General features: G+C 71.0%; 19 protein-coding genes. 10 read left to right on the top strand and 9 right to left on the bottom strand.

Going from position 1 to position 19469, the window contains the following annotated elements; all coding sequences use genetic code 11:
• Nucleotides 1–365 precede the first annotated feature (365 nt).
• From ACFWM2_RS05010 to ACFWM2_RS04995, 4 genes are all read right to left on the bottom strand, one after another.
• A complete protein-coding gene (locus ACFWM2_RS05010) occupies nucleotides 366–851 on the bottom strand; it encodes a DUF3662 domain-containing protein (protein WP_383273080.1) in 486 nt (161 codons plus the stop codon).
• Nucleotides 848–1018 (bottom strand): hypothetical protein, encoded by a 171-nt coding sequence (locus ACFWM2_RS05005; RefSeq protein ID WP_383273078.1) that lies wholly within the window; start codon nucleotides 1016–1018, stop codon nucleotides 848–850. The genes ACFWM2_RS05010 and ACFWM2_RS05005 overlap by 4 nt, the downstream gene beginning before the upstream one ends.
• Before the next feature lie 92 nt (nucleotides 1019–1110).
• A complete protein-coding gene (locus ACFWM2_RS05000; protein WP_383273076.1) occupies nucleotides 1111–3144 on the bottom strand; it encodes a CocE/NonD family hydrolase in 2034 nt (677 codons plus the stop codon).
• 16 nt (nucleotides 3145–3160) lie between these two features.
• Nucleotides 3161–4489 (bottom strand): acetyl-CoA carboxylase biotin carboxylase subunit family protein, encoded by a 1329-nt coding sequence (locus ACFWM2_RS04995; RefSeq protein WP_383273074.1) that lies wholly within the window; start codon nucleotides 4487–4489, stop codon nucleotides 3161–3163.
• A 216-nt stretch (nucleotides 4490–4705) separates the two neighbouring features.
• On the opposite strand from ACFWM2_RS04995, the gene ACFWM2_RS04990 reads away from it, so the two are divergent.
• The 4 genes from ACFWM2_RS04990 to ACFWM2_RS04975 all read left to right on the top strand — a co-directional run bounded on the left by ACFWM2_RS04990 (nucleotide 4706) and on the right by ACFWM2_RS04975 (nucleotide 6093).
• Nucleotides 4706–4870, top strand: a complete 165-nt coding sequence (locus tag ACFWM2_RS04990; RefSeq protein ID WP_383273072.1) for a hypothetical protein — start codon at nucleotides 4706–4708, stop codon at nucleotides 4868–4870.
• 3 nt (nucleotides 4871–4873) lie between these two features.
• Nucleotides 4874–5146 (top strand): DUF4190 domain-containing protein, encoded by a 273-nt coding sequence (locus ACFWM2_RS04985; RefSeq protein ID WP_383273070.1) that lies wholly within the window; start codon nucleotides 4874–4876, stop codon nucleotides 5144–5146.
• A 140-nt stretch (nucleotides 5147–5286) separates the two neighbouring features.
• Complete coding sequence (locus ACFWM2_RS04980; RefSeq protein ID WP_383273068.1) at nucleotides 5287–5547, top strand: WhiB family transcriptional regulator; 261 nt, start codon at nucleotides 5287–5289, stop codon at nucleotides 5545–5547.
• 111 nt (nucleotides 5548–5658) lie between these two features.
• The gene (locus ACFWM2_RS04975; RefSeq protein WP_383273067.1) at nucleotides 5659–6093 is read left to right on the top strand and encodes an ATP-binding protein; all 435 of its coding nucleotides are present in this window, start codon (nucleotides 5659–5661) and stop codon (nucleotides 6091–6093) included.
• Nucleotides 6094–6210: 117 nt separating this feature from the next.
• Here ACFWM2_RS04975 and ACFWM2_RS04970 read toward each other — a convergent pair whose 3' ends face one another.
• Nucleotides 6211–6642 carry a hypothetical protein gene (locus tag ACFWM2_RS04970; RefSeq protein ID WP_383273065.1) on the bottom strand — a complete coding sequence of 144 codons (432 nt, stop codon included), beginning with the start codon at nucleotides 6640–6642 and terminating at the stop codon, nucleotides 6211–6213.
• A 272-nt stretch (nucleotides 6643–6914) separates the two neighbouring features.
• Between ACFWM2_RS04970 and ACFWM2_RS04965 the strand changes: the two genes are divergently transcribed.
• A complete protein-coding gene (locus ACFWM2_RS04965; RefSeq protein WP_383274165.1) occupies nucleotides 6915–7331 on the top strand; it encodes an SsgA family sporulation/cell division regulator in 417 nt (138 codons plus the stop codon).
• Nucleotides 7332–7738: 407 nt separating this feature from the next.
• Here ACFWM2_RS04965 and ACFWM2_RS04960 read toward each other — a convergent pair whose 3' ends face one another.
• The 3 genes from ACFWM2_RS04960 to ACFWM2_RS04950 form a co-directional block, all read right to left on the bottom strand.
• Nucleotides 7739–7912 (bottom strand): CsbD family protein, encoded by a 174-nt coding sequence (locus ACFWM2_RS04960; RefSeq protein WP_383273063.1) that lies wholly within the window; start codon nucleotides 7910–7912, stop codon nucleotides 7739–7741.
• Between the two features lie 204 nt (nucleotides 7913–8116).
• Entirely contained in the window at nucleotides 8117–8911 is a 795-nt protein-coding gene (locus ACFWM2_RS04955) for an SDR family NAD(P)-dependent oxidoreductase (RefSeq protein WP_383273061.1), read from the bottom strand.
• Nucleotides 8912–9062: 151 nt separating this feature from the next.
• Nucleotides 9063–10559, bottom strand: coding sequence for a serine hydrolase domain-containing protein (locus tag ACFWM2_RS04950; protein ID WP_383273059.1), 1497 nt, complete (start codon nucleotides 10557–10559; stop codon nucleotides 9063–9065).
• Between the two features lie 206 nt (nucleotides 10560–10765).
• On the opposite strand from ACFWM2_RS04950, the gene ACFWM2_RS04945 reads away from it, so the two are divergent.
• From ACFWM2_RS04945 to ACFWM2_RS04925, 5 genes are all read left to right on the top strand, one after another.
• Nucleotides 10766–14044, top strand: coding sequence for a family 78 glycoside hydrolase catalytic domain (locus ACFWM2_RS04945; protein ID WP_383273057.1), 3279 nt, complete (start codon nucleotides 10766–10768; stop codon nucleotides 14042–14044).
• 55 nt (nucleotides 14045–14099) lie between these two features.
• Nucleotides 14100–15071 (top strand): LLM class F420-dependent oxidoreductase, encoded by a 972-nt coding sequence (locus ACFWM2_RS04940; protein ID WP_383273055.1) that lies wholly within the window; start codon nucleotides 14100–14102, stop codon nucleotides 15069–15071.
• Nucleotides 15072–15179: 108 nt separating this feature from the next.
• Nucleotides 15180–16388, top strand: coding sequence for a 4-hydroxybenzoate 3-monooxygenase (locus tag ACFWM2_RS04935; RefSeq protein WP_383274162.1), 1209 nt, complete (start codon nucleotides 15180–15182; stop codon nucleotides 16386–16388).
• Between the two features lie 166 nt (nucleotides 16389–16554).
• Entirely contained in the window at nucleotides 16555–18165 is a 1611-nt protein-coding gene (locus ACFWM2_RS04930; RefSeq protein ID WP_383273053.1) for a serine/threonine-protein kinase, read from the top strand.
• A 100-nt stretch (nucleotides 18166–18265) separates the two neighbouring features.
• Nucleotides 18266–18418, top strand: coding sequence for a hypothetical protein (locus ACFWM2_RS04925; protein WP_383273051.1), 153 nt, complete (start codon nucleotides 18266–18268; stop codon nucleotides 18416–18418).
• A gap of 90 nt (nucleotides 18419–18508) precedes the next feature.
• On the opposite strand, the gene tgmB is transcribed toward ACFWM2_RS04925, so the two are convergent.
• Complete coding sequence (gene tgmB, locus ACFWM2_RS04920; RefSeq protein ID WP_383273049.1) at nucleotides 18509–19459, bottom strand: ATP-grasp ribosomal peptide maturase; 951 nt, start codon at nucleotides 19457–19459, stop codon at nucleotides 18509–18511.
• Between the last annotated feature and the right edge of the window lie 10 nt (nucleotides 19460–19469).

Genomic DNA, 19469 nt, shown 5'->3' with positions numbered 1-19469 from the left:
GTAGTCCGCGCGCACAGGGGTACCCAGGGCCTGTCCGGCGGATCATGCCGCTGCTTGGAGCCGGCCTGATCCTCCGGACACGTCCTAGCACTGACCTCCTATTGCGCTCTGGCTGGCCAGAACCCGTCGTACGAGGCCACTATCGGGCTGGATACCCGCACGAGGAGAAAGACCGCCATGGCCGGCACGCCTTCCCCACGTCTCTCGTCCCGCACCGGGGGCGCCCTGTGAACGCCGCCCGGATTCCCGGCCTGATCCTGCCGGTGGCGTTTCTCGTCGCCGCGCTGATCGGCGTCGTCTGGTACTGGCGGCACCGCGGGGAGTAGCCCGGCCCGTACCCACTGCGGGCGGCGCCCCGGCCGGCCTCAGATCTGCGGTCGCGGCTGCGGGAGCATGCCGCCGCCCAGGGGCGCCGGGGCGGACGACTCGTCCGGGACGACCGGCACTTCGGCCGGCGCGGGGGACCGGAAGGCGTCGGCACGCACGTGGTGCATCACCCGACTCCCCACGCGGTAACGCCCGTTGGGCACCTGGCGGGACTTGGTGACATGCACCGCGAGCGGGCCGGCCCATTCATAACCCTTGCGCTCGCCGTGTCGGAGCAGGCTCTCGGTGAGCACCTGGTCGATACGGTCGCCGTTGCGCTCGATCTCCTCGAAGGCGAACTCGGCCAGCTCCACGTCGTAGGCGTTGGGGACGACGACGCGGCTCTCGCTGCACACGACCACGTGGTCGTCGCACTCCCGGTGCAGGGCCTCGACCAGTTCGACCGGTTCCTTGTGGCGGACGTGCGCGAGCAGCGTCACGCCGAAGCGCTCAAGCGCCCGTTCCAAGCCGGTGAGTGCACTCACGCCTGGCTCCCCTCCCGCTCCGCGAAGTCGTCCGGACGCACATGGGCCTCCTCCAGGGCTTCGCGCAGCGTGCGGCCGGTGCCGCCCCGCCCCTGGGCCTCGTCCGGACGCTCCGCTGCCGGATCGGTGGCGGCGGTCTTGGGGCGGTGCTCCTCGGGGACGGTCATATGGAAGGCCTCCAGCGCTCGTTTGTGTGGTTCTGCTCCGCTTCTTCCTCGCGGGTGCCCGGGCAGCGGCCATCAACGCATCTCGGCGGGTCCTAGAGCAGATCGCGTGGCACCGTCTCGTTCCAGGTGCGGGAGAACACCCGCCGGTCGCCCTCGTAGCCGTCGAGGGTCGCGTCCACGAAGAAGTCCCGCGCGTCGCAGCGGACCCGGGTGTGCGTCACCACCCGGACGTCCCAGTCGTCGCGGCTGAAGCGCATGGTCCAGGTGGTCTCGCCGGTGGCGGACGTGAAGTCGTCGGCGACGGACGTGTAGCGCTCGTAGGCGCGGCGGCCGACGTCGAGACCGATCTCGTCGAGGCGGATCAGCCCCTGGTCCTTCACGATCTCCAGTTCGGCGCGGTAACCGACCAGGTCCCGCTTCACCTCCCACCGGGCCTCCGGCGGCTCCAGCCGCGTCACCGTGAGCGGCGGCGTCCCCTCGGGCTCCGCGAACGGATGGGCGGGCGTCTCGTCGGGTTCGTCCGTCGGCCGGACCGGGAGCGTGAGGGTGCTGGAGTGTTCGTGGACGCTCAGCAGGGCCGGCCCGGGGGGCGGCCAGGCCAGCGGCCAGTACGACGTGGACAGGGACAGCCGGATGCGGTGCCCCGGCGGGAACGCCTGCGCGACCCCGTTGAGCTGCACGGTCGCGCGGTAGCGCTGTCCGGGCTCCAGCGGTTCGGGGTGCTCCGTGTCGTCGCGCCGGGTGAGGTTCAGCAGGCCGTACGTGACCCGGGTGGCCGCGCCGTCCGGGCCGACGTCGGACAGCCGCGCGGCGACCATCGCGACCGGGGCGTCGGCCGAGAGGTCGAGCTCGACGGTCGGCGAGCCGAGGATCTCCAGCCGTTCGGTCAGCGGCTCGGTCTCGAAGACGAGGGAGCCGCCGTCCTCCTCGCGCTGGTCGTAGGGCAGGTCCGGGGGTGCGTTGTAGGAGGCCCACTTGCCCGCGAACTGGCCGACGGACAGGGGCGAGCGCACCGTCATCGCGGCTCCGTCGCCGTCGGGGGCGGCCTCGCCGGGAGAGCCGATCCGGTGGCGGATCAGCGGGTGGGTGACGGGGCGGATGTGCGGGGACGGCCAGGTGGGCTCCGCCACCCAGCGGCCCGGCCGCTCCTCGTACGAGGTGGACGGCGGCACGCTGTCCTGCATCCACGTTCGCAGCATGGGGCCGTCCATCACGCCGTTGTCGGCGCCCTTGAGCCAGTAATCCCACCAGCGCACGACCTCCTGGAGGTAACCGATGGCCGGGCCGGGCTCCCCGAGGTGGGGGAACTTGTGCGACCAGGGCCCGATCAGTCCCTTGCGGGGCACGTCCAGGTTGCCGAGCAGACGGGTCACGGCGTTGGAGTAACCGTCCGCCCAGCCGCTGGAGGCGAGCACGGGGCAGCGTACGTCCTGGTAGTTCTCGGAGACCGAGGCATGGCGCCAGTAGTCGTCGCGGCGCTGGTGACGCAGCCACTCGAGGGCCCAGGGGCTGGTGTTCTCCAAGCGTTCGTGCCACATGGCGCGCCAGCGGTCGCCGACCACCGCGGGGTCGGGCGGGCAGGTGGCGTAGGCGAACATGGTGCCGGCCTCGGCCAGGTTGTCCGACAGCATGGCGCCGCCCATGTAGTGCATGTCGTCGGCGTGCCGGTCGTCGGTGAAGGAGGCGATGACGATGGCGCGCAGGCTCGGCGGCCGCCGGGCGGCCACCTGGAGGGCGGCGAAGGCACCCCACGACAGGCCCATCATGCCGGTGCTTCCGTCGCACCATGGCTGGTCGGCGAGCCAGGCGAGGACCTCCTCAGCGTCGGCCTGCTCCCGTTCCAGGTACTCGTCCTTCAGCACTCCCTCCGACTCGCCGGTGCCGCGCAGGTCGACGCGGACGCAGGCGTAGCCGTGCCCGGCGATGTACGGGTGGTGCAGGGAATCGCGCACGGCGGTGAGGTCGCGCTTGCGGTAGGGGATGTACTCCAGCACCGCGGGGACGGGCTCCTGGTCGGAGGACGTGGGACGCCAGATGCGCGCCGACAGCCGGACACCGTCCGACATGGGGATGCTGACGTGGTCTTCTTCCTTGGTGGCGTACGGCAGATTGGTCACGTAACGCATAGGGCCGGCGTGCTCCTCAGTGTTGCGGGTTCTCGTTTCCCTGTTCCTGGTCGTCCTGCGGGTTCTCGTCGAAGGTCAGGCCCAGCGCGGCGACGCAGTGGTCGTACTTCTCGCGCAGGTCCTTCTCGTCGCTGCCCCCGGTGAAGACGTGCGCCAACTCGTAGCTGTAGCTGTCCTGTTGGGACAGCTCGGAGAGCCGCTGGCCCCGCTCGGGCACGACATCGACGCGCACTCCTGCGATGTCCCGCTCGATGCGCTCGATGTCCTCGGCGGACGGGACGTCGCGCACCACTCCGTCGGTGAACCAGCGGTGGTACCACTTCGCGGCCGCCGCATAGGGACCTTCCCGGTGCGGCATGCGCGGGTCGTCACCGAGAGCGAGGGCGAGCATGCAGTGGTGGTTGGGTACGCCGTCGACGTACTCGAAGAGCTCCGCGTGGGACTGGGAGTGCCGGGGGTTGATCTCCAGCAGACCGATCTCCTGGGTCTTCGGGTCGTAGAAGTACTCCACGCTGAAGGTGGCGGAGTCGAAGCCGATCCGGCGCATCACGCGCTCGGTGACGTCGTGGAGTTCCCGGATCACCGGCGGCGGCAGCGTCGAGGGGTACTGGTGACGCAGGAAGCACGGCGTGTCGGGGTAGTTGATGGAGTCCAACACGCCGTAGACGGTCACTTCGCCCTCATGGACGTATCCCTCGACGGCGACCTGGAGCCCGGTCATCGCCTCTTCGGCGAGGCACACCTGGGCGCCGACCCCGTCCATCTCCGGCGGCAGGTCGACCTGGTCGAGGATGTACTCGAAGGGGCGGCCCACCCGGGCTATGCCCTTCCGGACCTGGGCGACGGCGGCCCGGAATTCGTCCATGTCCTTGACACCGAAGGCGAGTTCGGAGGAATACGACAGAGCGGGCTTGATCCACATCGGGAATCGCACACCCTCGGGCGGGCGGGGGTCGTCGGCCTCCAGATCGACCCGGCCGAAGCGTGGATGCCGGTCGGTGACCTTCTGCTGTTCGAGCCGACTCCAGTATTTGTGTTCGCACTTGACCACGGATTCCAGGCTGGTGCTGCGTGTTCCGTAGCGCTCACCGAGGATGGGGACGAGGGTGCTGACCGGGAAGTCCCAGTAGCCGACGATCGCGTCGATGCTTCCGTCGAACGCGTCCAGCACTCCTTGCGCCTTGTCGATGAGATCCGGTACCGACACCTCACCGCCCTGTAGTTCGTCGATCGACAACAGGGGGTGGAATTGCAGGACTTTCGCGCCCGGCGCGGCGTTCAGTGTCGGCACATTGGCCTCGTCAAGACCGATGACAAAGACGTTCTTCTGGTTCTCTTCCGGCACTGGTTACCTACCTGCCCTTTCTCCGGCTGACATCGCAAGATCGTCGGAGTACCCCACAGCGGAACGGCCAACCTCCCTTTGCGGCAGGCCGAGTGAATCCCGGGTGCGAACCGGCGTACGCAGGTGTGACGTCGGCGCCGCGGGAAACCTGTAACGCATGTTGCTGCACAGGCGATCCTCACCGGTGTCCGTGACCGCACGCGAGGGGAGGTAGACATGCTGTTCCTTGTCGTGGCTCTGCTGCTGCTGGCGTTCGTCGTCGGATCGGCCGCGTACCTCCCGCTGCCCGTGACCTTGGTGGCGAGCGTGGTCATCGCCGCCTGGCTCGCCGTGTTCGCCGTGCGTGAGCGGCGCCGGCGCAGCCGGCCGGGGAGGGCGTGACCGATGCGCATGACAGCACCCCCGCGACGGGAGACCGGCCGGCGGGACACCGAAGGAATGGCCGTCGCCTCCTTCGTCCTCGGCCTCGTCGGACTGCTCGTCCTCAATTTCGTCCTCGGCCCCATCGCCATAGCCCTGGCCGCGATCGCCCTGCGCCGGGGCACGCCTCGCCGGTTCCGGGCCCTGCTGGGGCTGTGGCTCGGCATCGCGGACATCGTGGTCCTCGTCGTCCTCATGGCGGCGAACGGCACCACCGCGTGGAGCATCGTCGGGTGAGCGCGGTGCCGTGGAGGCGCGAAAAAGCTCCTCTGGCGGCAGTTGCCCGCGCATCGGCTGTTTCACATGTGCGTCCACAGGTGACCCGGACCACGACGGAAGCCCCACCGACCGGCACGACTCGATCAAAGGAGGCTGTCATGGAGAACTGGCGGGACGCCGCGGCTTGCCGCAGCGTCGACCCCGACCTGTTCTTCCCCGTCGGCACCACAGGCCCGGCGCTGCTGCAGATCCAGGAGGCGAAGGCGGTGTGCCGGGGTTGCCCGGTCCGCGACGCCTGCCTGCAATGGGCCCTCGACACCGGGCAGACCATCGGCGTCTGGGGCGGTACGAGTGAGAACGAACGGCGAGCTCTGAAGCGGCGCATGCCCGGTCGCCGGCGCGAGGACCGTGCGGCGTAGGCCGGGAGGCCGTGCCCACGACTGCGCCCCGCCCCCGCGCCCGGCCTCCGGCCGGCCGCGGCGGGGGCGAGCAGAGCGCGTCATCCCGTCCGCACGAACCGGGAAGGCGAGATGGCTACTGAGCCGCATTGGGACAAGGACCTGGCACCCGAGGAGATGGAGGGCCGCACCAGCACCTTCGCCGGTGAGCTGCGCGATGTGACCGACGCCCGGCTCGCGGCGGAGGACTACCTCCGCGCGCTCTCCCGTGTGCGCCTGCCCAGTGCGGCAGAGCGCTGGGACGACGTCCTGTTGGTGGTGACGGAACTGGCCGCCAACGCGGTCCAGTACGCCCCCGGGCCGTTCCTGCTGGAAATTCGCCGCACCTTCGACGGTGTCCATGTGGCGGTGCACGACACCAGTACGACCCCGCCGACTCCCCGCTCCTTCCACCCGAGCAAGGGCGGCGGGGGCATCGGCTGGCATTTGATCCACGCGCTGAGCGACCAGGTCAGCGTGGTGTCGAAGACCGGCGGCAAGGAAGTGCACGTCTTCCTGCCCTGGTGAGCCGACGTCGACCGCGCCGCGGACGCCGCGGTGCGGTGTCCGGCGGCCCGCCGGAGACCCGGCGGGCGTCAGCCGCAGGCCACGCCGTGGCCCGGCGGCCGCGGACACTCACGGGCCTCAGACATCGGTCGGCAGACCGCTCACCTCGGCGATGCCCCGCAGTTCCTCGTCCTGGCGGTGCCGCTCACCGATGAAGTCGGCGATCTCCCTGCACCGGGCGGGATCCGCCGCGGTGCCCGAATCCGTGACGACCCGGACGGGACCCGCCTCCTCGGTCTCGATCTCGACGATCTGGTTGTCCATACGTCCCGTCACAGCGACCGCGACGACCAGCGACGCCTCGTCGCGGACCTCCTGCGAGACGCTGTCCCCGTCCGCTCCTTCGAGACTCAGCTCGATCGGTCCGACGCGCTGCTCCTCGATCGCCTGAAGGACCGGTTCGACCATGCGCAGGAGCAGCGCGTAGTCGGCGGGGGACATACGGAGACGCAGGAGGTCGAGGTACAGGTCCACGGGCCGCTCATCCGGCGGTAGCTCTGATTCGCTCATGGCACTCGCCTTCCCCGATGTGGGCGACGTGATCGCATCTGCATCCAGAATGGTGCGATTCCTCGGCCGGCGCCGCTCGACAGCGCCCGCCGGGGCTCTGGGACGGAGGCCGAGGTGTCCGACTTCCCGCCGGTCGGGCCCTGCCCGGGCGACCGCCGGGGAGTGAACCGGCGACTTCCGTGTGAATCCCCCGTACGTGTGAGCATCATGCGCGGAGCGGGGGTACTAGAGGTCTCTACTTTCATTTCCTCCGGAGGCCCTTCGTGATCCCCATGGTCCACAGGACGCTCGTCACGCAGCTCGAGGCGGGCGGCACGGGTCGATTTCCCGTGCTCGCTCACATGACCTACGACGCGGACGACCCGTTCGCCGTCACCGTGGTGTTCAGCCACGACGGCCGCGTCCTGGCCCGATGGAGACTCGACCGTCAGATGCTGGCCGACGGGATCCGGCGTCCGGTCGGCGAAGGGGACGTGCGCATGCGCCCGCAGTCCACGGGCCAGTGGGAGGAACTGCGCCTGGAGTTCTTCGGCGACTCCCACGTGGACGGGGAGCGACACCATGCCGTGGTGCTGGCCTGGGCGCCGGCCGTCGTGTCCTTCCTCGACGAGACGTACGAGGTGGTACGGCCCGGGCACGAGGAGGTCAGTGTCGACGGCTTCCTCGCCGAGGTCATCGCCGGCGGCTGAAGCGGGGTCCTCCGGGGCGTTCCGGGTTCCGCCGGCTCGGCCGGGCGGGCCCGCTCTTCCGTCCCCCACCGGACACTCGGCGAAGCGCCACCAAGTGCCCGGCAGGCAGAGGGGCCACCGGCCGCCCGGCACGTCGCCGGGCCCGCCGCACGAGTGTGCGACGGGCCCGGCGATTTTCGGTGGCGCCGCTCGGATGCACGGCCGTCCCGGCGAATTCGGTGTGGCCGCACGGATGCACGGCGGTTCCGGCCATTTCGACGGCGCCGCACGAGCGTGCAGCGGATCCGGAGATTTCCGTGGCGCCGCAAACGCCTGTGGCCTGCGGCGGTTCCGGCGATATCCGTGGCGCCGCGGGCCTGCGGCGGTTCCGGCAATTTCGGTGGCCTCAGCGTGGCCGCAGTGTGGCCTCAGTGGCGGAAGACGTCCTTGGCCTTTTCCTTCGCCTGCCGGGCGTCACCCTTCGACTGTTCCATCTTGCCCTCGGCGGTCATGCGCTCATTGCCCACGGCGCGGCCGGTGGTCTCCTTGACCTTTCCCTTGACCTGCTCCGTCTTGCCCTTTGCCTTCTGGTTCTTGGCCACGGCAGTTCACATCCTCACTGCTTCGGCGATACGTACTCACGAATACGGCTGACCCTGCCGCGCCGTCCCAAACTCTCCGGACCGCCGAATCACGCGTATTTCTTCGCCGCGCGACTCACCTCGCCGCGATATCGGCGGATCCTCCAAGGGGGTTCCGCCGAGACGGTTCCCCGAGGCCTGACGCCTGATGGCTGGCGCAAAGGCCTACGGAAGGATCGAGTCGACGTAGCCGCCGTCGACCCGGACGGCGCCGCCGGTCGTCGCCGATGCCTGCTCCGAGCTCAGATAGACGACGAGGTTCGCGATCTCCTCCGGTTCGATCAGCCGCTGCAGCAGCGACTGGGGGCGGTGCTCGCGCATAAAGGTGCGCTGCGCCTCGTCCCAGGGCACGTCACGGTCCACGAGCTCGTAGACGAAGTCCTCCACACCGCCCGTGTGCGTGGGGCCGGCGATGACCGAGTTGACGGTGACGCCCGTGCCCGCGGCCTCCTTCGCGAACCCCCGGCTCACGGCGAGCAGCGCGGTCTTGGACATGCCGTAGTGGATCATCTCCGCGGGGATCACCACGGCGGAGTCGCTCGCGATGTACTGGACGCGCCCCCAGCCCCGTTCCATCATCCCGGGCAGATAGGCGCGGGTGAGGCGGACGGCGGCGAGGACGTTCACCTCGAAGTAGCGCCGCCACTCCTCGTCGGTGATCTCCAGGGCGGGTTTGGCGCCGAAGATCCCGAGGTTGTTGACCAGGATGTCCACGGCGGGCAGCTCCGCCAGGGCGCGGTCCGTTCCCTCCTCGGTGCCGAGGTCCGCGGCGACGGGGACGAACAGCGCCCCCGGAGCCTCCGCCGCCAGCCGCGCGACGGCCTCCGCCACCCGGCCCTGGTCGCGGCCGTTGACGCCGACGCAGGCACCCGCGCGGGCCAGGCCGAGAGCGATGGCCGCCCCGATTCCCTGTGTCGAACCGCTGACGAGCGCGGTCCGTCCTTCGAGATTCAGCTGCATCAGCACACTCCACTGCCGTGACGGCGCGCCTGGGCACACCTCGTCGTCCCCGTACGATCATCGGCGATTACCCGGCTGTCGGCATGGCATACGTCCTGCCGTCCGTCCGGCACGCGACACAGCGCGAGCCAGTGGCCGCGCGCCCGTGGGGTCACGCGTCGGGAGCCGGCCGCGCGTGAACGCCGGAGCCGGAGGGCGAGGGGGAGCCGGAGCCGGAGGGCGCGCGGAGCGAGGTCAGCGGACCACCGTGGAGGGGCGTCGTGTACCACTGCGCCGTGAAGGTGCGGTCCGTGAGCGAGCAGGTCACCGCCAGCCGGTGCGGAGTCTCCAGGAACAGCACGTCGACCCGGAGGGTGTCCGGGTCGGTCCATCCTCCGCTCACCGCCGTGGGAACGGAGTCATCCGTGCCGATGCTCCAGCCGGCCTCGCCGAGGCGCAGGTCGAGACGCGCTCCGCTCTCGTCGAGCGACAGGATCCAGCCGTTCGGGCCGGCCTCGACCAGGACTTCCGTCAGACGCTTCGGCCGATCGGCGCGGGCGGGCCCCGCCGGCGAGAAGCGGGCGCCCGACCAGGAGTCCGCCTGTGCCGACGGCTCGGACGCGCCCGTCAGCGGCGGCAGGGCCAGCCCCGCGAGACGCTGCCGCAGCGCTTCGTCGTCCCGCCCGGACAGCGGTGTGTCGCCGAACGCGGGCAGCAGGTGGCGCCAGACGAGATTCAGCAGCTCCTGCATCTGCTCGGTCGCCGCCGTTGTCGCGATCACGGCGTCGTGCTCGGGCAGGACGAGGCAGAGCTGGCCGTACGCGCCGTCGCCGCGGTACCCGTGCCGGGACTTCCAGAACTGGAACCCGTACCCCTGCTGCCAGTCGGACTCCGCCCCCTCCGCCGTACCGTCCGCGTTCGAGACGTGCGGGCGCGTGGCCTCGGCGACCCAGCCGGACGGCAGCAGCCGGCGTCCCTCCCACACGCCGTCCTGCAGATACAACTGGCCCAGGCGGGCGATCGCGTCGGTCGGCGCGTGCAGTCCGCTGAAGCCCAGGTCACGGCCGGCCGGGCGCTGTTGCCAGGCCACCTCGCCGATGCCCAGCGGGTCGAGCACCCGGGGGCGCAGATAGTCCGTGAGCGTCAGGCCGGTCACCCGCTGGACGATCGTGGCGAGGGTGTAGGTGGCGGGCTGGTTGTAGGCGAACACGGTGCCGGGGTCGCGGTCCGGCGGGATCAGCAGGAAGCCGCGGACCAGCTCCACGCGGTCCCGCTGGAAGGCGTCCTGGTTGGTTTCGGCGAGGTGGCCGCTCGCCATGGACGCGACGTGCCGGACCAGCATGGCGCGGCTGCGGGGATCGGTGATCTCCGCCTCGAACTCCGGAAAGTACTTGATCACCGGGTCGTCGAAGTCGAGCAGTCCTTCGCCGGCGGCGAGGCCCGCCGCCGTGGCGGTGAAGCTCTTGCTGAGCGAATAGAGCAGGTGCGGTCGTTCGGGGGCGTAGGGCGCCCACCAGCCGGAGGCCACGAGCCGGCCGTGCCGCAGGATCATCAGGCTGTGCGGTTCGATGCCGGGCGCGGCCTCGACCGCGTCGAGGAAGGACTGGATACCGGACGCGTCGACGCCCTGCTCGGCGGGGGTGCTGACGGACAGCGGGCGGGCGTTCATGCGGGTCGGCCTCCGGGCGGCTCGGACGGTGGCGTGGGCACCACTACTCCGCGGACGGAGTTCGGCGACTTGGTGCATAGGCCATCCTTCCCTCGAACACCTCGTGTGTCCACGAGTCGCCTGCACACCTCTTGAAGCCCAACACAGCTGGTGCATAGGATCGTTGCCGGGAGGTTGAAACGTTTCAAACACCAGGGGAGCGGCAGATGACCAAGGGTTGGGGCCGCCGGGTCTTCCTGAGAAGCTCCGTCGTCGGGGTGGGCACCTCCGCCGCGCTGGGCCCGGTCGAGGTCGCTGCCGCGTCCGTCGCCCGGGACCCCGGCGATACCCGGCCGGGCAGCCTGCGCGTAGGGCGCACGACGGTCGAGTACGCCGAGACACTGTTCGGCACCGAGGTCGAACACCCCCGGCTCACCTGGGAGTTGGCCGCCGACGGACAGGGGGCACGGCAGTCCGCCTACCGGGTGCGGGTGGCGCTCACCGAGAAGGAACTCGGGCGCGGCCGTGGGCTCGTCTGGGACTCGGGCCGGGTCGCGTCGGACCGCACCGTCGGCATCGCGTACGCGGGGCCCGCCCTCAAGGCCCGCACCCGCTACCACTGGCAGGTCCGCGTCTGGGACGGAACGGGACGCGCGTCCGGGTGGAGCGCGCCGCGGTGGTGGGAGACAACGTTGCCAAAGGACGCCTGGCGCGGGTTCTGGATCGGTGCCGCGGCGGCAACCGCACCCCCGGGCTTCGGCGGTGCGGCCTGGGTCTGGTCTCCCGGCTCGACTCCCGGCTCCGCTCCCACCGGCCCGCGCTGGTTCCGAGGCGCGCTGACACTCCCCGCGGGCGCGGCGGTCCGCAAGGCCACGCTGGTGGCCACGGCCGACGACGACTTCACCCTGTACGTCGGCGGACGGCAGGTGCTGCACCAGCCAGAACGGACGGACGCCTGGCGGACCGGGCAGCTCGCGGACGTCACCGAGCAGGCACGAGGGGCGGCCGACGGCCGGATCGTGCTGGCGGCGCTGGCGACCAACCGCGGTGCCCCCGCCTCCGTGAACCCGGGTGGGCTGCTCGTCCGCCTGATCGTGGAGACGACGACCGGCGGCACGGTCGAACTGCGCACGGGAGACGGCTGGCGCTGCGTGGGGAACGAGCAACAGGGCTGGCAGCAGCCGGAGTTCGACGACGGCGGCTGGCCGGCGGCGGCCGTGCTCGCGCCGTACGGCCAGGGTCCGTGGGGCGACGGCGTGACCGTCGCCGCGCCCGAGCAGCCCGCTCCCCTGCTGCGCCGCGCGTTCACCGTCCCGAAGGACGTGGCGCGCGCCCGCCTGTACATCAGCGGGCTGGCCTACTACGACGCAGAGCTCAACGGCGTCCGCGTCGGCCGCCAGGTGCTCGACCCCGGCTTCACGGACTACGACGAGACCGTGCTGTACGCGGTGCACGACGTGACGGACCGGATCCGCAAGGGCGCCAACGCGATCGGCGTGACGCTCGGCCGCGGATTCTTCGGCATGACGACACCCAACGTCTGGAACTGGCACCGCCCGCCCTGGCACGACGAGCCGCGGCTGCTCGCCCAGTTGGAGGTGGACCATCCGGACGGCTCACGCACCACGGTCGCCACGGACGGACAGTGGCGCATCACGGAGGGACCGACACGGTCCAACCCCCTGTACGCGGGCGAGAGTTACGACGCCCGCAACGCGCCCGCCGGCTGGACCCGACCCGGGTTCGACGACGGCGACTGGCAGGAGGCCCGGCAGCGGACCGCCCCGAAGGGGACCTTGCGCGCTCAGGGGCACGACCCGATCGAGATCGTGGAGACCGTACGCCCGGTCGCCGTCGACGAGTTGAGCCCCGGCGTGCATGTCGTCGACATGGGCCGCACGATGGCCGGCTGGTCGCGGCTGACCGTACGGGCGCCCGCCGGGACCACCGTCCGCCTGGTGCACGGAGAGAAGCTGAAAGCAGACGGCAGCGTGCACGCGGAGACCGGGCATGTCCCCGGCCGGTTCCAGACGGACGAGTACGTGTGCGCGGGCGGCGGCGCCGACGAGGTGTGGGAGCCCGCCTTCTCGTACAAGGGCTTCCGCTATGTGCAGGTCAGCGGGCTGCCCGCCAAGCCCGAGCCGGCGCAGGTGCTCGGCCGGGTGGTGCACACGCGGGTGGAGCCGACCGGCAGCTTCGCCTGTTCCGAGCCGTTCTACGAGCAGTTGGAGCGGGCGATGCGGCGGACCGTCCTCAACAACCTGCACGGCATTCCCACGGACACGCCGATGTACGAGAAGAACGGCTGGACAGGCGACGCCCAGCTCGGCGCGCCCGTGATGACGTACGCGTTCGGCGTGCACCGCTTCCTGACGAAGTGGCTCGGCGACCTGAAGGACAGTCAGAACCCGGACGGGCAGCTGCCGGTGATCGTGCCGAGCGGCGGCTGGGGCTACGGGGACCTGGGCCCCTCCCCCGAGTGGACCACGGTGTATCCCTTCCTCCTGCGCGAGATGTACCGCGTCTACGGCGACGAGCGGCTCGCCCGCGACCACTGGACGCCGCTCATCCGCTATCTGGACTGGGAGATCGCGCGCCTCAAGGACGGACTCGCGGTCACGGCGCTCGGCGACTATCTGGCGCCGGGCTACGGCGGCAACCCGCCCGAGGACACCCGGCTCACCGCGACGGCCTATCTGCACCGTGCCCTGACCGGCACGGCGGAACTCGCGGACCTGCTCGACGACCACGCGGTCGGCACGCGCTGTCGCCAGGTCGCGAGCGCTCTGAAGGAGGCGTTCAACGCCGCCTTCCTCGGACCGGAAGGCCACTACCGCACCGCCAAGGACCCCGGTTACCGCCAGACGAACAACTGCGTGCCGCTCGCCTTCGGCCTGGTCCCGCCGGGCGCGCGGGCGAGCGTCGTCGACTCCCTGCTCGCCGACATCGAAGAGCGCGGCGATCACCTCAACACCGGGGCGCTGGGGACGAGCGTGCTGCTGCGCGAGCTGTCCGCGCAGGGGCATCCCGAGGTGGCGCACGCGATCGCCACCCAGCGCTCCAGTCCGAGCTGGGGCTACTGGTTCGACCACGGCGCCGACACCATGTGGGAGATGTGGCCGCTCGACTCCCGCTCGCGGGACCACTACTTCCAGGGCACGGTCGTGCAGTGGCTCTACGAGAACGTGGCGGGACTGCGCCCGGGTGACGCCGGCTACCGCACCTTCACGGTCCGGCCCGATGCCCGTACCGGCGTGGACTGGGCCCGTACCTCGGTGCACACGGTGCGGGGTGAGGCGGCCGTCGCCTGGTCCGTCGTCGACTCGGCGCTGCGGCTGTCGGTCCGGGTACCGGTGGGGGCCACGGCCGAGGTCCATGTCCCGGCGCGGGCCCGCTCCGCCGTCACCGCGCCGGACGGGGCGGTGTTCGTACGGACGGCACCGGGATTCATCGTGTACGAGGCACCGCACGGGAGCTGGGAGTTCGTGGCCCGGTCCCGGGGGTAGCGCCGTACGAGGGATCTTCCGGTTTCCGGATCGTCGGATCGGGGACCCGTGTCTTATGGTGCAAATCGGATACACGATGATGACGGAGCAGGCCGGACCGCGTGACCTCGTCGACCATGTGGTGCGGGCCGAGGAGGCCGGATTCGACTTCTCGGTGACGTCGGACCACTACTTTCCGTGGCTGGAGTCGCAGGGGCATTCGCCGTACGCGTGGAGTGTGCTGGGCGCGGCCGCCCAGGCCACCTCGCGCATCCCGCTGATGACCTATGTGACGTGCCCGACCTTCCGCTACCACCCGGCGGTGGTGGCGCAGAAGGCGGCGACGATGCAGCTGCTGTCGGAGGGCAGGTTCCGCCTGGGACTCGGCTCGGGCGAGAACCTCAACGAGCATGTGGTGGGCGGTGGTTGGCCGTCGGTCGACGTGCGCCACGAGATGCTGGAGGAGGCGGTCGGCGTCATCCGAGAGCTGTTCGAGGGCGGCCATGTCACCCGGCGCGGCACGCACTTCGACGTGGAGTCGGCCAAGCTGTGGGATCTGCCCGACCAGCCGCCGCCGATCGGGATCGCCGTCTCCGGCGAGCGGTCCTGCGAGCTGGCGGGCCGGCTCGGCGACCTCGTGATCGCCACGGAATCCAAGCCGGATCTGCTCAGCGCCTTCGACCGGCACGGCGGACAGGGCAAGCCGCGGGTGGGCCAACTGCCGGTCTGCTACGACCCCGACCGGGACGCGGCCGTACGGCGGGCGCACGACCAGTTCCGCTGGTTCGGCAGCGGCTGGAAGGTCAACTCCGAGCTGCCGCACCCCAAGTCGTTCGCCGGAGCCACGCAGTTCGTCACCCCCGACGACGTCGCCGAGTCGATCCCGTGCGGCGACGACCCGGATGCCTTCGTGGAAGCCGTACGCCCGTACGCCGAGGCCGGGTTCACCGAGATCGCGCTCGTGCAGATCGGCGGCGAGTCCCAACCCGCCTATCTGGACTGGTCGGAGAAGACCCTGCTGCCGGCGTTGCGCAACGCGTTCTCCTGACCCGGGGCAAGCGGGCGGTGGACCCGGCGGAGTCCGTCCGCCGGGCCTGCCCGGCAACTGCGGGCGGGCGGACGCTCCTTGACGAGCCCCCGTCATAATGATGCGGTGATCTTCGCCTCCGACACCTCTTTGCCGGCCGAGCGCATACCCGTCGTCATCGTCGGCGCGGGCCCGGCCGGTCTGACCATCGCCAACATCCTGCGGTCGGCAGCCGTCGACTGCGTGGTCCTGGAGGCCGAGAGCAGAGAGTTCATCGAGCAGCGGCCGCGCGCGGGGTTCATCGAGGAGTGGGCGGTGCGCGCCCTGCAACGACGGGGGCTGGCGACCCGGCTGGTGGAGCGGGCGCAGGCGCACCACGAGTGCGAGTTCCGCTTCGAGGGCGAGCGGCACCGGTTCCGCTACGCGGAGCTGTCCGGCGACCGGCACTTCGTCTATCCGCAGCCCCTGCTGGTGACGGATCTGGTGCGGGAGTACGCGGACGTCAAGGACGGCGACATCCGCTTCGGCGTGCGCGATGTCCGGCTGCACGGCATCGACAGCGCACAGCCCTCGGTGGCGTACACGGATCCCGAGTCCGGGGAGCGTCGGCGCATCGAGTGCGTGGTCGTCGCCGGCTGCGACGGCGCGCGTGGCGTGACGCGTACGTATCTCTCCCCGGAGACCGCCCCCGTCTCGCGGTTCGACTACGGAGTCGGCTGGCTGGCGCTGCTCGCCGAGGCGCCGCCGTCCTCCGACTGCGTCGTCTTCGGCATCCATCCCCGGGGCTTCGGCGCGCACATGGCCCGCAGCCCCGAGATCACCCGGTACTACCTCGAGTGCTCGCCCGGCGACGACCCGGAGAACTGGCCGCACGACAGGGTCTGGACGGAGCTGCGGGAACGGTTGTCCGTGACCGGTGCGCCCCCGCTCACCGAGGGACGGCTGATCGAGAAGCGGGTGCTCGACATGCACAACTACGTGGTGCAGCCGATGACGTACGGGCGGCTGTATCTGGCCGGTGACTCGGCCCATCTGGTGGCGCCGATCGCCGCGAAGGGCATGAACCTCGCGCTGCGCGACGCCCTGCTGCTCGCCGACGCGCTCGTCACGTACTGGGGCTCGGGCGACGACAGCGCTCTGCGCGGCTATTCGACGGCGTGCCTGCGGCGCGTCTGGGAGTACCAGGAGTTCTCGCAGTGGTTCGCCGAGCTGCTGCACGGGCCGTCCTCGGGCGATCCCTTCCGGGCCGGGGCGGCCACCGCGCGGCTGCGGCGCCTGCTCGACTCCCCCGCCGCGGCGACCGCGTTCGCCGAGTCGTACATCGGTGCGACTCCGTAGCGTCACCTTATGGCCCACACATATGGGTGATCCTTCGCACGCGTGCTCGGTATCGGTGGTGTGAAAGAAAAACGTGTGCCGAAAACGCGCACTCGTTGAACACCCACCGTCACGCCCGCCGTACAACCGGGAAAGGCGAGAGACCGGTGCGCAGCGAGGGATGACCATGGCCGAAGGGCACGTCGCCACACAGGAGCGGATCTCCGGGAGGTACTGGCCCCAGGAGGTCGTGCACCAGGAAGAGGGCAGGACCGGCTGGCACGGTCAGGACGTCGAGTTCCAGCGGCCCGTCTCCCTGGTGGAGACACGGCCCGCGGATCCCGTCCCGGGCGAGAGCCTGCGCCGTACGGCCGCGCGGATCCTGCGGGAGTCCGAGGCGATGGCGCTCGCCTTCCCCGGGCGGGTGGCCACGGTCTTCGACGTCGTCGAGGAGAACGGCGCCCTGTGGACGGTCATGGAACGGATCGAGGGCACGCCGCTGAGCGACGTCCTGCGGCACGGGCCGGTCAACTACGTCCGCGCGGCCCGCATGGGGCTCGAACTGCTCGACCTGCTCGCGGCCGCCCACAGTGCCGGCATCGCCCACGGCGACCTCAGCCCCGGCCAGGTGTTCGTACGGCAGAACGGCCGGGTGATCGTGACCGGTTGGGGTCTGCTGGGGGGCGCCTCGGCCCAGCGCGTCACCGCACCGTCGTACGCCTCCCCCGAACAGGCCCGGGGTGAGGCGACCGGGCCCGCGTCGGACCTGTGGACCCTCGGGGCGATCCTGTACACGATGGTCGAGGGACGTCCGCCCATCCGGGACCGGGGGCCGGTCGACGCGACGCTGCGGGCGGTCGACCGGCTCCCCATCCGGACCCCGGTGAACGCGGGACCGCTGAGCCCCGCCGTGCAGGGGCTCCTCCGCAGGGATCCGCTGGAGCGACTGCCCGAGCCGGTCGTCCGCTCGGCGCTCAACCGCATCCTGCGCGAGGACCCGGAGGAGCAGAAGCAGTTGGCGCCGCTGCCCTGTCTGCGCGACGCGTACGCCGCCGCATGGCGAACGGGACGGGTATGGGGCAGGCGGTCCATCGGCAGGCCCGTGCTGCTGGGGATGGCGGCGCTGATCGTGGCCGGAGCCTCGCTCGCCGCACTCGCCCTGACCGGCGGAAGCTCCGACGACACTCCGTCCGCCTCCGCGCCCGCGCCGTCCCGCGCGGTCCCCAGCAGTCCCGCCGTGCAGAACTCACCCACGGCCAGGCCCACTTCGCCCCCGCCCCGCTCCCCCACGCCGACCCCTACTTCTACGCGCGGTGCACAGGATCCACCGGCGTCGGGCTTCTCCCCCTATCGAGCGCCGGAAGGTTTCTCCATCGACCTGCCCAAGGGCTGGAAGCGCGTCCAGCTCATCGGCCCCACGGATGACTCCTACCGCGTCACCTTCGGCGCCTCCGGAGATCCACGCACGCTGGCGATCACCTACAGCGAGCAGCTCGGTCCCGACCCCGTCGAGGTCTGGAAGGACCTCGAACCGTCTCTGCGGGAGGCGACGGACGGCTTCCAGCGCATCGGCGACGTCCGTTCCGTCGAGTACCGCGGCCTCAAGGCGGCGGACATGGAGTGGTTCTCCGATGTCGACGGCGTGCGGGAGCGGACACTGGGCCGCGGTTTCATCATCGAGGCCGGCCGGGGCTACTCCTTCCGCTGGACCACTCCGGCCGACGACTGGAACGACTCCGCGAACGAGCAGGCACTCGACGTCTTCTTCCGGTCCTTCGAGGACGACACCAGCGGCTGACCGGGCGGCCCGAGCGGGGCCCGGCCGGTCAACGGGTTCGACCGCGTCGAAGCCCGCGTCGAAGCCGAACAGCCGGGCGGTTCGGTTGGAGTCGGCCGGCGTGACGGTGAGCCCGGCGGACGGTCACGCAGTGGCGGTGAGCCCGGCGGACGGTCACGCGGTGACGGTGAGCCCGGCGGACGGTCACGCGGTGGCGGGAGGCGCGCGGATGGCATCGGCGGCGGTGGCGACGCCGGACGCGGCGAGCAGCTGACGGCGGGAGAGGGATGAGGCGGTGCTGCTCCTGTCACGGGCCAGGACTCAACACGCTCGCGCACCGCCGGTTCATGGGCAACAAGGCCGCTCACGTCGGACGGGAGCGGCCGTCGGGTCTTCGGTACGCCAGCCAGAGGGCGACCGCCTCGGCGATGGGCAGACCGGTCTCCAGTTCGATGAAGCCGAACTGCCCACCCTGGTTGCCCTCCAGGAACCACCAGATGCCGTCGTCGTCCTCGGCGAAGTCGAAGGCTGCGAACGCGAGCCCGGCGAAGGCCATGTACTCCTGGACGGACTTGGCGACGCGGTCGGGCACGGCCGTGGTCTCCCAGAGGTGGCCGGTCTCGCCGTAGCGCCCGTCGACCTGCCCCGGCGCGGCCGCCTTCCGCGCGGCGAACAGCCGGGAGCCGACGCAGGTCAGCCGGATGTCGGCCCGCTTGGGAACGTACTGCTGGAGCAGCGCGGGGCCGGCCGCGACTCCGGAGAAGTCCGCGTCGGGTCCGATCAGCGTGGTCGGCAGGGACACCGCGGGTTCACCGGGCGGTGGTCCCGACGCGGACTTCACCACCACGTCCCGGTACTCGGCCGTGAACTGCTGCGCCACCCGCGGCGCCGTCGTGATGACGGTCGGCGGCACGGCGAAGCCGCTGAGCTGGGCGATCCGCAACTGCCAGGGCTTGTGGCGGGCCTGCTCGGCGCTGTTGGGGTGGTTCATCCACCGGGTGGCGGCGGAGTAGAGCATGCCGAACAGCGCCTGCCGGGTCTCGGCGGTGAGCCACGGCGAGGGCTGCGCCGCGTGTGCCGCCGGTTCGCCCGGCCGGCGCATCCACACGGAGCGCAGACCTCCCATGCTGAGCACATGGCCGTTGACCGACAGGTGGCCGTTGAAGTCCCCGTGTGCGTAGTCGGCAGACAGCATGGCTTTGCCCGGGAGGTCGGCGGGGTCGAGACGCACCACCGGCACCCCGCGGGCGTGCAGTTCGGCCACCACCATGTCGGCGGTGACGTCCTGCTCGGCGGTGAGGACTAGGACCGTCATGCGTGCGCGG

The sequence above is a fragment of the Streptomyces sp. NPDC058371 genome, assembly GCF_042723265.1.
Classification (GTDB): Bacteria; Actinomycetota; Actinomycetes; order Streptomycetales; family Streptomycetaceae; genus Streptomyces.
This window is presented reverse-complemented; position numbering and strand designations above follow the sequence as displayed.

Excerpts from the sequence above, each read along its gene's own strand:
- ACFWM2_RS05005 (WP_383273078.1), bottom strand. The coding sequence starts at position 1,018 with ATGACCGTCCCCGAGGAGCACCGCCCCAAGACCGCCGCCACCGATCCG.
- ACFWM2_RS04940 (WP_383273055.1), top strand. The coding sequence starts at position 14,100 with ATGGTGCAAATCGGATACACGATGATGACGGAGCAGGCCGGACCGCGT.
- ACFWM2_RS04990 (WP_383273072.1), top strand. The coding sequence starts at position 4,706 with ATGCTGTTCCTTGTCGTGGCTCTGCTGCTGCTGGCGTTCGTCGTCGGA.
- ACFWM2_RS04980 (WP_383273068.1), top strand. The coding sequence starts at position 5,287 with ATGGAGAACTGGCGGGACGCCGCGGCTTGCCGCAGCGTCGACCCCGAC.
- ACFWM2_RS04950 (WP_383273059.1), bottom strand. The coding sequence starts at position 10,559 with ATGAACGCCCGCCCGCTGTCCGTCAGCACCCCCGCCGAGCAGGGCGTC.
- ACFWM2_RS04985 (WP_383273070.1), top strand. The coding sequence starts at position 4,874 with ATGCGCATGACAGCACCCCCGCGACGGGAGACCGGCCGGCGGGACACC.
- ACFWM2_RS04955 (WP_383273061.1), bottom strand. The coding sequence starts at position 8,911 with ATGCAGCTGAATCTCGAAGGACGGACCGCGCTCGTCAGCGGTTCGACA.
- ACFWM2_RS04965 (WP_383274165.1), top strand. The coding sequence starts at position 6,915 with ATGGTCCACAGGACGCTCGTCACGCAGCTCGAGGCGGGCGGCACGGGT.
- ACFWM2_RS04970 (WP_383273065.1), bottom strand. The coding sequence starts at position 6,642 with ATGAGCGAATCAGAGCTACCGCCGGATGAGCGGCCCGTGGACCTGTAC.
- ACFWM2_RS05000 (WP_383273076.1), bottom strand. The coding sequence starts at position 3,144 with ATGCGTTACGTGACCAATCTGCCGTACGCCACCAAGGAAGAAGACCAC.
- ACFWM2_RS04975 (WP_383273067.1), top strand. The coding sequence starts at position 5,659 with ATGGCTACTGAGCCGCATTGGGACAAGGACCTGGCACCCGAGGAGATG.
- ACFWM2_RS04945 (WP_383273057.1), top strand. The coding sequence starts at position 10,766 with ATGACCAAGGGTTGGGGCCGCCGGGTCTTCCTGAGAAGCTCCGTCGTC.
- tgmB (WP_383273049.1), bottom strand. The coding sequence starts at position 19,459 with ATGACGGTCCTAGTCCTCACCGCCGAGCAGGACGTCACCGCCGACATG.
- ACFWM2_RS04930 (WP_383273053.1), top strand. The coding sequence starts at position 16,555 with ATGGCCGAAGGGCACGTCGCCACACAGGAGCGGATCTCCGGGAGGTAC.